Below are 12,115 nucleotides of genomic sequence, written 5' to 3'. Positions count from 1 at the left end.
CCGGACGCCAGTCGGTGGGCGGGCGCGGCACCGGTGGCGGTGTGGCTAGGGTGGGGAGCCGAGCACGACCCCTCCCCGAGCCCAACCCAGGAGCATGACGTGGCAGCCATCGAAGCCGTCGGAGCCCGCGAGATCCTCGACTCGCGCGGCAACCCCACTGTCGAGGTCGAGGTGCTCCTCGACGACGGCGCGTTCGCGCGCGCCATGGTGCCGAGCGGCGCGTCCACCGGCGCCTTCGAGGCGGTCGAGCTGCGCGACGGCGGCGACCGCTACGGCGGCAAGGGCGTCGGCAAGGCCGTCGACGGCGTGATCCAGACGATCGCCCCGGCGATCGAGGGGCTCGCGGCCGACGACCAGCGGCTCCTCGACCAGACGATGCTCGAGCTCGACGGCACGCCCAACAAGGCCAACCTCGGCGCCAACGCCATCCTGGGCGTCTCGCTGGCCGTCGCTCGGGCCGCCGCCGACTCGGCCGGGCTGCCGCTCTACCGCTACGTCGGCGGCCCCAACGCCCACCTGCTGCCGGTGCCGATGATGAACATCCTCAACGGCGGCGCGCACGCCGACTCCAACGTCGACGTCCAGGAGTTCATGATCGCGCCGATCGGCGCGCCGACCTTCCGCGAGGCGCTGCGCACCGGCGCGGAGGTCTACCACGCGCTCAAGTCCGTGCTGAAGAAGAAGGGCCTGTCGACCGGCCTCGGCGACGAGGGCGGCTTCGCCCCCAACCTCGACAGCAACCGGGCCGCCCTCGACCTGATCGGCGAGGCCGTCTCGGCTGCCGGCCTGACCCTGGGCAAGGACATCGCGCTGGCGATGGACGTCGCGGCCTCGGAGTTCTTCAAGGACGGCTCCTACGTCTTCGAGGGCGCCGGCAAGTCCACCGACGAGATGGTCGCCTACTACGCCGACCTCGTCGCGTCGTACCCGATCGTCTCGATCGAGGACCCGCTCGACGAGGACGACTGGGACGGCTGGAAGGCCATGACCGACGCGCTCGGCACCCAGACCCAGCTGGTCGGCGACGACCTGTTCGTCACCAACGTCGAGCGTCTCCAGCGCGGCATCACCGGCGGGCAGGCCAACGCGCTGCTGGTGAAGGTCAACCAGATCGGCACGCTCACCGAGACCCTCGACTCCGTCGAGCTCGCGCACCGCAACGGCTACCGCTGCATGATGAGCCACCGCTCGGGCGAGACCGAGGACACCACGATCGCCGACCTCGCCGTGGCCACCAACTGCGGCCAGATCAAGACCGGTGCGCCGGCCCGCTCCGACCGCGTCGCGAAGTACAACCAGCTGCTGCGGATCGAGGACGAGCTCGGAGATGCCGCCCGCTACTCCGGCGCGTCGGCGTTCCCGCGCTACGCCGGCTGAGCGACCCTAGGAGACATGCCCTCCGAGTCCCGCCGTACGCCGCCGCGCGGTCAGCGCCCCGGCGGCCGTCCCGGACCCGGCAGGACCGGCGCCGCCGGGCGCGCGAGCGTGCGCCCGGCGGCACCGGCCGCTGGATCGGCAGCGGCCGCCGCGCTGCCCCGCCGATCGCGGTTCACCGGTCGCGCCGCCGTGCTGCTGCTGGTGATCTCGCTCCTGACGATCTCCTACGCGTCCTCGCTGCGCGCCTACCTCGACCAGCGCTCGCACCTCGAGGACCTCAAGGGCAAGATCGCGCTGCGCCAGGCGGCGATCGACGACCTCGAGCGCGAGCAGCGGCGGTGGGAGGACCCCGCCTACGTCAAGCAGCAGGCGCGCGACCTCAACTACGTCATGCCGGGCGAGACGGCCTACGTCGTGCTCGGCGAGGACGGCGAGCCTCTCGACAGCGACGCCAGCCTGACCGACCCCGGCACCGTCGCGCCGAAGCAGCCCAAGGCGTGGTGGTCGCGGGCGTGGCGGTCGGTCGAGCTCGCCGGCGACCCGCCCGTCGCGGAGCCGCCGCCGGCGACCAAGATCAAAGACCGGCAGTAGGCCTGGGATGATCGTGGCGTGATCGAACCCTCCGACGTCGCCGCCATCGAGTCCCAGCTCGGCCGCGAGCCGCGGGCCATCCACGACATCGGGCACCGCTGCCCGTGCGGCAACCCCGACGTGGTGACGACCGAGCCGCGGCTGCCCAACGGCACGCCGTTCCCGACGACGTTCTACCTCACCTGCCCGCGGGCGGCGTCGCGGATCGGCACCCTCGAGGGCTCCGGGCTGATGAAGGAGATGCAGGACCGCCTCGGGGAGGATCCCGAGCTGGCGGCGGCCTACCGCGAGGCCCACGAGCGCTACCTCGACTACCGCGCGACCCTCGGCCAGGTCGAGGAGATCGACGGCATCTCCGCCGGTGGCATGCCCGATCGGGTCAAGTGCCTGCACGTCCTCGCCGGCCAGTCGCTCGCGATGGGCCGCGGCGTGAACCCGCTGGGCGACGAGGTGCTCGACCTGCTCGGCGAGTGGTGGGAGCCGGGTCCGTGCGTGTGACGGGACGGGTGGCGGCCATCGACTGCGGCACCAACACGATCAAGCTGCTCATCGGCGACCTGCCCGCCGTCGACGTGCGCGAGATGAGGATGGTCCGGCTCGGCCAGGACCTCGACCGGACGGGCCGGATCGCCGACGAGGCGCTGGTGCGGGCGTTCGCCGCGATCGACGAGTACGCCGAGCTCATCGCGTCCCACGACGTCCCGCCGGAGCGGGTCCGCTTCGTGGCGACGTCGGCCACCCGCGACGCGTCGAACTCGGCGGCCTTCGTGGCGGGGGTGCGCGAGCGGCTCGGCGTCGAGCCCGAGGTCGTCAGCGGCGACGTCGAGGCGGCACTCTCCTTCGACGGCGCGGTGCGCAACCTGCGTGACTCGCCGGCCGCGCCCGTGCTGGTCGTCGACATCGGCGGCGGCTCCACCGAGCTGATCCTCGGCAGCTCGGCGCCCGAGGCCGCCGACTCGATGGACATCGGCTCGGTGCGGCTGCACGAGCGGCACCTGCACTCCGACCCGCCCACGGCGGCGGAGGTCGCCGCCTGCCTGGCAGACATCGACGCCCACCTCGACGCCTGCCCGGTCGACCCCGCCCACGCGGCCACGGTCGTCGGCGTCGCCGGCACCGTCACGCAGCTCGCCGCGGTCGCGCTCGGGCTCACGGCGTACTCGCGCGACGCCGTCGACCAGACCGTGCTGCCCGCCGACGAGGTGTTCGCCACCGTCGACCGGCTGGTCGCCATGACGGTCGCCGAGCGGCGCGCGCTGCCGTCGATGCATCCCGGTCGCGCCGACGTCATCGACGCCGGCGTGCTGATCCTGGCGCAGGTGCTGCGCCGCTCCGGGGCCGCGTCGCTGCTGGTCTCCGACTCCGACATCCTCGACGGGATCGCCTGGTCCATCGCCCGGCCCAACGGATCGTGAGCCAGCGCCTCCCGCACCCGGCCACCGGCGAGCTCTTCGACTCGCCGGTCCCGCCGGGCGCCGGCTGGCCGGGCGACCCCGCGACCGCCGAGACCTCGGTCGCCCGGACCGCCGCGCAGGTGCGCCGGCTGGCACCGTCGGTGCCGCTGACCGAGCTGGACGCGCGGGTGTCGGTCTGCCGGGCCTGCCCGCGGCTCGTCGGCTGGCGCGAGGACGTCGCCGTGCAGAAGCGGGCGGCGTACGCCGACCAGCCCTACTGGGGCCGCCCGTCGCCGGGCTGGGGCGCGAGCGAGCCGCGGATCCTGCTGGTCGGGCTCGCACCGGCGGCGCACGGCGCCAACCGGACCGGCCGCGTCTTCACCGGGGACCGCAGCGGCGACTGGCTGTTCGCGAGCCTGCACCGGGTGGGACTCGCACGCACGGCGACCAGCGTGCACGCCGCCGACGGGCAGGAGCTGGTCGACACCCGCATGGTCGCGACCGTCCGGTGCGCGCCGCCGCAGAACAAGCCCACCACGGCCGAGCGCGACACGTGCGCGCCCTGGATCGAGGCCGAGCTCGCGCTGCTCCAGGAGCACGTGCAGGTCGTGATCGCGCTCGGCGGCTTCGGCTGGGACGCGGCCCTGCGCACATACGCCGGCCTGGGCTGGTCGGCGCGCCCCAAGCCCCGCTTCGGGCACGGCGCCGAGGCACGCCTCGTCCGCGCCGACGGCGGCGACCGGGCGGTCACCCTGCTCGGCTGCTACCACCCCAGCCAGCAGAACACCTTCACCGGACGACTCACCGAAGCGATGCTCGACGACCTCCTGTGCAGAGCGAGGACCCTTGCCTCGCTAGGGTGAGGCCATGCGTGCATCGTTCTCGGGGGTGCGTGTCAGGACCGCTGTCCCGTGAGGATCCTCAGCGCGGCCCGCGAGCTCCGGCGTGGCTGGGGGTCGCCGGGCGACTCGGCGATGGTGGTCGCGGCGGTCACGGGCCTGGCGGCGACGACGTACTCCGTGCTGCGCTACCGGCAGGCGCGACGCGAGGTCTCCGGCCACGCCGAGCTCGACCGGGCGCTGACGGAGACCACGGAGCGCTACCACGCGCTCTTCCACGACCACCCGGACGGCGTCTTCTCGCTGAGCCTCGACGGCCGGTTCACCAGCGCCAACGAGGCCGCCGAGCGGCTGTCCGGCTACTCCGAGGACGAGCTGCGCGGGATCCCGTTCACCGACCTGCTGCCACCGGACCAGGTGGCGCCCGTCACGCGGAACTTCGACGACGTCGTCGCGCGTCGCCCGCGGCACGTGCAGGCGCGGATCCGGCAGCGCAGCGGCCGGCTCGTCGACCTGAGCCTGACCGGCCTGCCGATCATCGTCGGCCACGAGGTCGTCGGCATCTTCGGGATCGCCGAGGACATCACCGAGCGGCTGCGGATGCAGCGTGAGCTCGAGCGGGCGCGCGCCGCGGCCGAGGACGCGAACCACGCCAAGTCGCTCTTCCTCGCGACCATGAGCCACGAGGTCCGCACCCCGCTCGCCGGGGTCATCGGCGCTGCGGAGATGCTCGAGGACACCGAGCTCGACCCCGGCCAACGACGGCTCACCGCGGTGCTGCACCGCTCCGGCGTGCGCCTGCTGCGCCTGGTCGACGACATCCTCGACTTCTCGCGGATCGAGGCCGGCGGGCTCGAGCTCGAGCCGGTCGAGTTCGCGGTCGCGGACCTGCTCGACGAGACGCTCGCGACCGCGCGGTCCGCGGGCACGGCGCGCGGCCTGCTCGTCGAGGCGGCGTACGGCGACCTGGTGGCCCGCGCCGTCGGCGACCCGGGCCGGATCGGCCAGGTGCTGGCCAACCTGCTCGACAACGCGGTGAAGTTCACCGAGGCCGGCGAGATACGGCTGGCGGCCCGGACGACGCCGACGGCCGACGGGTTGGTGCTCGAGGTCGAGGTCTGCGACTCGGGCATCGGGATGAGCGCCGAGCAGGTCCGCGAGGTCTTCGACCCGTTCCGGCAGGGCGACTCGTCGATCACCCGGCGCTACGGCGGCACCGGGCTGGGGCTCGCGATCTGCCGGCAGCTCGTCGACCTGATGGGCGGCACGCTCCTCGTCGAGAGCGAGGTCGGCCGCGGCACGACGTTCGCGCTGCGGCTGCCGCTCGGCGCGGTCGGCTGAGCGCTGCGACAATGAGGCGGTGACCTCGCTCGCCATCACCGTCCTCGGGCACGACCGACCCGGCATCATCGCCGAGACCACGGCGCGGCTCGCCGACCTCGGACTCAACCTCGAGGACTCCTCGATGACGCGGCTGCGCGGCCACTTCGCGATGACGCTGGTCTGCGCCGGACCGGCCGAGCCGTCCGACGTCGAGGCCGCGCTGTCCGGCCTCACCTCCGACGGGACGCTGAGCATCAGCGTGCTCGCGGTCCCGGAGGAGCCGGCCGTCGCGTCCACCGGCACGCCGTGGCTGCTCACCGTGCACGGCGCCGACCGCCCGGGGATCGTCTCGTCCGTGGTCGCCGAGGTGGCCGCCGTCGGCGGCAACATCACCGACCTGACCACGCGGCTCACCGGCGACCTCTACGTGCTGGTCGCCGAGCTCGACCTGCCCTCGGACGTGGACGTCGCGGCGCTGGACGCGGCGATCGACGACGTCGCCGCGCGCCTCGGGGTCGGCGCGACGCTGCGCCGCGCGGAGGCCGACGACCTGTGAACCCTCTGCACGTCGACCTCGGCGTGACCGGGAGCGTGCTCGACGTCGTCCGAGCGCCCGCCGGGGTGCTCTCGACGCCGTCCCCGCCGGTCGACCCGACCGCCCCCGAGGTCGTCCAGCTCGCCGCCGACCTCGTCGCCACCATGCGGGTCAGCCCCGGCTGCGTCGGGCTCGCCGCACCCCAGGTCGGCGTCGCCGCGCAGGTCTTCTGCGTCGACGTCTCCGCGCACCCGAAGACCCGCACCTCCCACGGCACCTTCGTGCTCTGCAACGCCGAGGTCGTCGAGGCCAGCCGCAACGAGCGCGCCCGCGAGGGCTGCATGAGCGTCCCTGACCTCACCGGCGACGTGAAGCGCGCGACCCGCCTCGTCGTCCGCGGCCGGGTGCCCCTCACCGGCGCCGAGGTCACGGTCACGACCGACGCCTTCGAGGCCCGGGCGCTGCAGCACGAGATCGACCACTGCGCCGGCCTGCTCTTCCTCGACCGCGTCGCCGGCGCGCACGCCCTCCACCAGCGCCAGACCTACCTATAGTCGCGCTCGGCACCCCGCGGACGTCATACGGTCGGTGTGTCCGCTTGCTCGGTCCGTATGACGTCCCGCAGCACGCCGCCCCCGTATCCCAACCGGCAGAGGAAGCCGCCTTAAAAGCGGCGCAGTCTGGGTTCGAGTCCCAGCGGGGGCACGTCAGCGCTGTAGAAAAATTGTCGATAACCAGAACCGTTGACCCTGCTCGCTCCCGCGACCGATGCTGCCGGGACCGGCGTGCCACCGTGTCCCGCGCACCCGGACCCATCCATCCGCTGCCATCTCGGGAGACGCGCGATGCAGATCCGTCATGCCCTCACCGGCCGCCCCCTGGCCCGCAAGCTCGTCCTCGCCACGACCCTCGCCGTGCTCATCGCGTCGACGGCCTCCGCCTCCACGTCGTACGGCGGCCACCGGGCGCCCCCGGACTCCCTGCGAGCGCTGGGCGACCGGGTCGGCCTCGCGGTCGGCGTGGCCGTCGCCCCGGGGCATCTCGACGACCCCGACTACGCGAGGATCGCGGCCGAGCAGTTCTCCTCGGTGACCCCGGAGAACGAGATGAAGTGGGAGGTCGTCGAGCCCACCCGGGGCGCCTACGACTGGGCGCCCGCCGAGCAGGTCATGGCCTTCGCGCAGGCCAACCACCAGCGGGTGCGCGGCCACACCCTCGTGTGGCACAACCAGCTGCCGGGGTGGCTCACCCAGGGCGTCGGCAACGGCACCATCAGCGACACGGAGCTGCGCTCCGTGCTGAAGCGGCACATCCTGGCCGAGGTCTCGCACTTCCGGGGCAGGGTGTGGCAGTGGGACGTCGCCAACGAGTTCTTCGCCAACGCCTGGGACCCCAACCCGCTGCCCAGCGGCGTCAACGGCGACAACTTCTGGGTCCAGCACCTCGGCGAGGGCGTGATCGCCGACGCGTTCCGCTGGGCGCACCAGGCCGACCCGCGGGCGCTGCTGTTCTACAACGACTTCAACATCGCCGGCGAGGACGGCGACAACGCCAAGGCCGACGCGGTCTACGCCTTCGTCCGGCGGCTGGTGCGGGCCGGCGTCCCGATCGACGGGGTCGGCGACCAGGGCCATCTCGACACCCAGTACGACTTCTCCGGGGAGCGGATGCGCGCCGACCTGCAGCGCTACGCCGACCTGGGCCTGAAGGTGGCGATCACGGAGGCGGACGTGCGCACGTTCGTCGACGACGCCGCCCACCAGAACCCCACGAACCCCCTGGCCAAGTTCGCGCAGCCCTACGAGTACTCGCAGATGCTGCAGGCCTGCCTGGCGGTGTCCGACTGCCTCTCGTTCACCGTCTGGGGCGTGGGCGACGCCTACTCCTGGGTCCCAGGCTGGTTCGAGGGTGAGGGGGCGGCGACGCTCTACGACGTCGACCTCCAGCCGCGACCGGCGTACGAGGCGGTGCAGCAGGACCTCAGGCTGGCGCCGGGGGTGGCGCGGCACCGGTAGCGGCGGCGCTGCGGTCCTCGGCCCGTCGGAACGCGTAGACGGGCTGGTAGCGGTCGTGCAGCGTCGTGATCAGGCTGATCAGGCAGAGGAAGAAGAACGTCGTCCACCCGCCGGAGGTGCGCCCGAACGCGGCGTCGTAGAGCAGCACGAGCACCACGTTGAGCAGGATGCGGGTGACGACGGCACCCGCCGCGGACTCGAGCGTCCAGCTGCGCCGCGAGAACGCGAGCGTGATGGCGGCGTTGAGCGCGACCAGGAGGCCGATCGACACGAAGAGCTCGGCGGTCGACATGGTGACCGTCGGCAGGAACTGCCCGTAGATCACCGAGACCAGCCCGACCAGCACGATCTTCTCGAGCGTCATCCAGGACACCACCCAGCCGCCGCGGATCCGCAGCGCGGCCAGCGAGGCGCTGGTGTCGACGGCGTCGGGCAGCGGGTCGGCGGCGAGGCGGAAGGAGTGCGCGGGCTCGGGCAGCCGCGGGCGGACGACGAACCACAGGATGCCCGCGAGCACGAGCAGCAGCGTGATGAGCAGCGGCCACGCCCACCAGTAGTCCTCGAGCGTGTCGGTGACGTCGAGCTCGGCGACGTGCAGCCAGTACTCCTGCGGCAGCTTGATGACGATCCAGATGAAGGCGGCGGTGAGGATCCACGCGCGCTCGGTGACCGGGCGCGTGCGCCACCGGGTCCGCCACAGCTCGTAGGCGATGAAGAAGTACTCGAACGTGTTCGGGAAGACGAGCAACAGCCAGCGCTCGTGGGTCATCTCGAAGAGGAACGCGCCGACCAGCCGGTAGTAGAAGAGGAACCGCGCGACCGCGAACGCGCGGAGGTTGTCCCAGTTGCGCATCGCGGCGAGGTAGGCGATGGACAGGTAGAAGATGTCCATCGCCTTGTCGTAGTTCTGGTAGCCCGGCGGGTCGTAGCCGAACGCCTGGAAGATCGTCTGGTCGGCGGCGTCCAGCACCAGGCAGGCGATGATCGCGGGCAGCGGGAACCACGGGATCAGCAGCGGCACCAGGAAGCGGGCACCGACGACTGCGACGAAGACGACGTCCTCCACGGTCCGATCATGGCCGTCGTACGCCGTGCGCGGGATGCGCCGCGCGGTGCGAGCTGCCGGTTTCCCCGCCGACCGGGAACCAACGGCCTACGGGGCGCGTTGCACTGGGTGAACCCATCTAGACTGGGTTCCACAGGCGACCCGTCAGAGCGACGACGCCCCCCGGCCTCGAGGAGAGACCATGCAGAGCAACAACCCGGTGTTCCGACGTTCGGAGGAGTTCAACACCTCCAACGCCTACGGCAACCAGACCTACGCCGGCAACGGCGGCGCCCACCAGGGCTACGGTCAGACGGGTTACACCGACCCCGCCACCTGGGGCACGGGCCAGCCCGGCCAGGCCCCGGCCCCGGTCGCCACCGGCGGCCTGATGACGATCGACTCGGTCGTCCAGAAGACCGCGATCTCGCTGGTGGTCGTCATCGCCGCGGCCTTCGTGACCTGGGCGATGACCCCGGCCATCGACGTCAACACCACCAACGACGAGCTCGGCGGCCTGATCGCGCTGATGACGATCGGCTCGCTCGGTGCCTTCGTGCTGTCGATGGTCAACTCGTTCAAGCGCGTCATCAGCCCGGCGCTCGTGCTGGCCTTCTGCGCGCTCGAGGGCGTGGCGCTCGGCGGCCTCTCGAAGTTCTTCGACGCCCAGTTCGGCGACGGGGTCGTGATGGGCGCCGTGCTCGGCACCTTCGCGGCGTTCGCCGGCACCCTCGCCGCCTACAAGTTCTTCAACATCAAGGTCGGCGCGAAGTTCCGCATGTTCGTCATCGCGGCGGTCTTCGGCATGATCGGGCTCAGCCTGATGGAGCTGCTGCTCAGCATGTTCGGTGCCGAGCTCGGCCTGTTCGGCGTCAGCAGCCTCGGCATGCTGACCGCGTTCGCCGGCCTGGCGCTCGGCGTGTTCATGCTGATCATGGACTTCGACTTCGTCGAGCAGGGCATCGCCAACCGCCTGCCCGAGCGGGAGTCGTGGCGCGCGGCCTTCGCGATGACGGTCAGCCTGGTCTGGATCTACACCAACCTGCTGCGCATCCTGGCGTTCTTCAGCCAGGACTGACGTCCGCACCGACGAACGGGCCCCGGAGCGATCCGGGGCCCGTTCGTCGTCTCAGCCGCCCCCGTCGAGCCAGGCCAGCACGGCCAGCACCCGGCGGTTGTCGTCGGGCGCGGGCGGCAGGTCGAGCTTGGTGAAGATCGCGTTGGTGTGCTTGCCGACCGCCTTCTCGGTGACGAACATCCGCGCCGCGATCGCGGCGTTGGAGCGGCCCTCGGCCATCAGCGTCAGCACCTCGCGCTCGCGCGGCGTGAGGCGCTCGAGGGGGCGCTCGCGGCCGGAGACCAGGCCCGCGACGACCTCCGGGTCCAGCACGGTGCCGCCCGCAGCCACCTGGCGCACCGCGGCGACGAACCCGTCGACGTCGGCGACCCGGTCCTTGAGCAGGTAGCCGACCGACCCCTCGCCGCTGGCGAGCAGCTCGCGCGCGTACAGCGGCTCGACGTACTGGCTCAGCACCAGCACCGGGAAGCCGGGCCGCGCCTGCCGGGCGGCGATCGCGGCGACCAGGCCCTCGGTGGAGTACGACGGGGGCATCCGCACGTCGACGACGGCGACGTCGACGTCGGGCGAGGCCAGCGCCCGGGTCAGCGACGGCGCGTTGTCGACCGCCTCCACGACCGTGCACCCGCTGGCCTCGAGGATCCGGGTCAGCCCGACCCGCAGGAGCGCCTGGTCCTCGGCGATCACCGCCCGCACGGCACCTCCAGCGTCACGATCGTCGGCCCGCCGACCGGGCTCGCGACCTCCAGGCTGCCGTCGAACGCCTCCAGCCGCCGGCGTACGCCGGAGAGCCCGCCGCCGGTCTCATCCGCACCGCCGTCGCCGTCGTCACCGACCTCGAGGTGCAGCACCCCGTCGTCGTAGCTGCCGACCACCCAGGCCCGCGAGGCGCCGGCGTGCTTGACGGTGTTGGTGAGGCACTCGGCGACGGCGAAGTAGGCCGCGGACTCGACCGGCTGCGGGATGCCGCCGGGCAGGTCGATCGCGACGGTGACCGGCAGGGGGAGCGGGAGGGCCAGCGCCTCGATGCCGCCCGCGAGGCCCCGGTCGGCCAGCGCCGGCGGGTGGATGCCGCGGACGACGGAGCGCAGGTCCTCGAGTGCGGAGACCGTCGTCTCGCGGGCCTCGCGCAGCAGCTCGGCGGCGGCCGCCGGATCGGTCTCGATCAGCTTCTCGGCGAGCCCGACGTTCATCCCGACGGCGGCGATCCGGGCCTGGGCGCCGTCGTGCAGGTCGCGCTCGATGCGGCGCACCTCGGCGGCGTTGTGGTCCAGGGTCTCGGCCCGCGAGGCGGTCACCTCCGAGACGCGGCGCGAGAGCTGCTCGACCCGGGTGTGCCCCAGGATGCCGCGCTCGGCCATCGCCCGGGCGCGCACCAGCGCCGGCGTCACGCACCACCACGCCACGAGCAGCGGGCCGTCGAGCGCGACCAGCAGCCACCACCAGCCGCCGCCGTCGATCACCGCACCGGCCAGGTGGGTGACCGGCGCGGTGAGCAGGGCGACCGGCAGCAGCGACAGCACGAAGCCGCCGGTCGCCGAGAACCACAGGAACGCCACGTCGCGCCACCGCGCCTTGTCGGTCACCCACCGCAGCGGCCGGGTGACGAGGTTGGTGCCGGCGGTGTCCGCGTAGCCGGACGGGATCTCCTCGCCGAGCAGCCGTCCGCTCACCCGGCGGTGCACGCCGGTCAGCGCGGCGGTCGCGGGCACGACCGCGAACGCCAGCACCAGCCCGACCAGCACCAGCGAGAGTGGGATGCAGAGCAGCGACGCGATCCCGAGCACGAGTGCCGGGGCCATCGCGACCGCGTAGCCCAGCGCGACCGCGGTCAGCCGCAGTCGCTCGGCCAGGCCGGCCCCGTCGACCGGGGCCGGCCTCGTGGAGCGGATCGGCCGGAGCAGCATGGTGGCCAAGT

13 protein-coding genes and 1 tRNA gene are annotated in these 12,115 nt (G+C 72.8%); 11 read left to right on the top strand and 3 right to left on the bottom strand.

The annotated features are described in order from the left end of the window. Positions 1-99 precede the first annotated feature (99 nt). The 10 genes from eno to HZF07_RS10690 all read left to right on the top strand — a co-directional run bounded on the left by eno (position 100) and on the right by HZF07_RS10690 (position 8,074). Positions 100-1,377 carry a phosphopyruvate hydratase gene (gene eno, locus HZF07_RS10735; RefSeq protein ID WP_181645049.1) on the top strand — a complete coding sequence of 426 codons (1,278 nt, stop codon included), beginning with the start codon at positions 100-102 and terminating at the stop codon, positions 1,375-1,377. 15 nt (positions 1,378-1,392) lie between these two features. Continuing rightward, a complete protein-coding gene (locus tag HZF07_RS10730) occupies positions 1,393-1,968 on the top strand; it encodes an FtsB family cell division protein (RefSeq protein ID WP_157341537.1) in 576 nt (191 codons plus the stop codon). 18 nt (positions 1,969-1,986) lie between these two features. Beyond that, the gene (locus HZF07_RS10725; protein ID WP_181645048.1) at positions 1,987-2,466 is read left to right on the top strand and encodes a DUF501 domain-containing protein; all 480 of its coding nucleotides are present in this window, start codon (positions 1,987-1,989) and stop codon (positions 2,464-2,466) included. Continuing rightward, complete coding sequence (locus tag HZF07_RS10720) at positions 2,457-3,383, top strand: Ppx/GppA phosphatase family protein (protein WP_309504694.1); 927 nt, start codon at positions 2,457-2,459, stop codon at positions 3,381-3,383. Before HZF07_RS10725 ends, HZF07_RS10720 begins: the two co-directional genes overlap by 10 nt. After that, positions 3,380-4,225 (top strand): uracil-DNA glycosylase, encoded by an 846-nt coding sequence (locus HZF07_RS10715; RefSeq protein ID WP_181645047.1) that lies wholly within the window; start codon positions 3,380-3,382, stop codon positions 4,223-4,225. Before HZF07_RS10720 ends, HZF07_RS10715 begins: the two co-directional genes overlap by 4 nt. A gap of 48 nt (positions 4,226-4,273) precedes the next feature. Continuing rightward, positions 4,274-5,542: a PAS domain-containing sensor histidine kinase gene (locus HZF07_RS10710; RefSeq protein WP_157341535.1), complete on the top strand. Its 1,269-nt coding sequence runs from the start codon at positions 4,274-4,276 to the stop codon at positions 5,540-5,542. Between the two features lie 19 nt (positions 5,543-5,561). Beyond that, the gene (locus HZF07_RS24405; protein ID WP_181645046.1) at positions 5,562-6,080 is read left to right on the top strand and encodes a glycine cleavage system transcriptional repressor; all 519 of its coding nucleotides are present in this window, start codon (positions 5,562-5,564) and stop codon (positions 6,078-6,080) included. After that, on the top strand, positions 6,077-6,613 hold the full coding sequence (locus HZF07_RS10700; protein ID WP_181645045.1) for a peptide deformylase: 537 nt from the start codon (positions 6,077-6,079) through the stop codon (positions 6,611-6,613). The genes HZF07_RS24405 and HZF07_RS10700 overlap by 4 nt, the downstream gene beginning before the upstream one ends. A gap of 77 nt (positions 6,614-6,690) precedes the next feature. Continuing rightward, positions 6,691-6,764 (top strand) — tRNA-Leu (locus HZF07_RS10695). Positions 6,765-6,904: 140 nt separating this feature from the next. Next, complete coding sequence (locus HZF07_RS10690; RefSeq protein ID WP_157341533.1) at positions 6,905-8,074, top strand: endo-1,4-beta-xylanase; 1,170 nt, start codon at positions 6,905-6,907, stop codon at positions 8,072-8,074. Here the strand turns inward: HZF07_RS10690 and HZF07_RS10685 are convergent. Beyond that, on the bottom strand, positions 8,040-9,140 hold the full coding sequence (locus HZF07_RS10685) for a hypothetical protein (protein WP_181645044.1): 1,101 nt from the start codon (positions 9,138-9,140) through the stop codon (positions 8,040-8,042). The two genes, HZF07_RS10690 and HZF07_RS10685, sit on opposite strands and share 35 nt — an antisense overlap. 181 nt (positions 9,141-9,321) lie before the next feature. Between HZF07_RS10685 and HZF07_RS10680 the strand changes: the two genes are divergently transcribed. Further along, a complete protein-coding gene (locus tag HZF07_RS10680) occupies positions 9,322-10,197 on the top strand; it encodes a Bax inhibitor-1/YccA family protein (RefSeq protein ID WP_157341531.1) in 876 nt (291 codons plus the stop codon). Positions 10,198-10,248: 51 nt separating this feature from the next. Here the strand turns inward: HZF07_RS10680 and HZF07_RS10675 are convergent, their stop codons facing one another. Together HZF07_RS10675 and HZF07_RS10670 are read right to left on the bottom strand one after the other, a co-directional pair. Then, positions 10,249-10,893, bottom strand: a complete 645-nt coding sequence (locus tag HZF07_RS10675) for a response regulator transcription factor (RefSeq protein WP_181645043.1) — start codon at positions 10,891-10,893, stop codon at positions 10,249-10,251. Continuing rightward, complete coding sequence (locus tag HZF07_RS10670) at positions 10,881-12,104, bottom strand: sensor histidine kinase (protein WP_157341529.1); 1,224 nt, start codon at positions 12,102-12,104, stop codon at positions 10,881-10,883. Before HZF07_RS10670 ends, HZF07_RS10675 begins: the two co-directional genes overlap by 13 nt. Between the last annotated feature and the right edge of the window lie 11 nt (positions 12,105-12,115).

This window comes from Nocardioides agri, from assembly GCF_013778305.1.
GTDB classification, from domain to species: Bacteria; Actinomycetota; Actinomycetes; order Propionibacteriales; family Nocardioidaceae; genus Nocardioides; species Nocardioides agri.
The sequence above is the reverse complement of the archived record's forward strand: the minus strand, read 5'-3'. Positions and strand labels throughout refer to the sequence as shown.

Coding starts and splice junctions, on each gene's coding strand:
- HZF07_RS10680 (WP_157341531.1), top strand. CDS start 9,322: ATGCAGAGCAACAACCCGGTGTTCCGACGTTCGGAGGAGTTCAACACC.
- HZF07_RS10670 (WP_157341529.1), bottom strand. CDS start 12,104: ATGCTGCTCCGGCCGATCCGCTCCACGAGGCCGGCCCCGGTCGACGGG.
- HZF07_RS10690 (WP_157341533.1), top strand. CDS start 6,905: ATGCAGATCCGTCATGCCCTCACCGGCCGCCCCCTGGCCCGCAAGCTC.
- HZF07_RS10730 (WP_157341537.1), top strand. CDS start 1,393: ATGCCCTCCGAGTCCCGCCGTACGCCGCCGCGCGGTCAGCGCCCCGGC.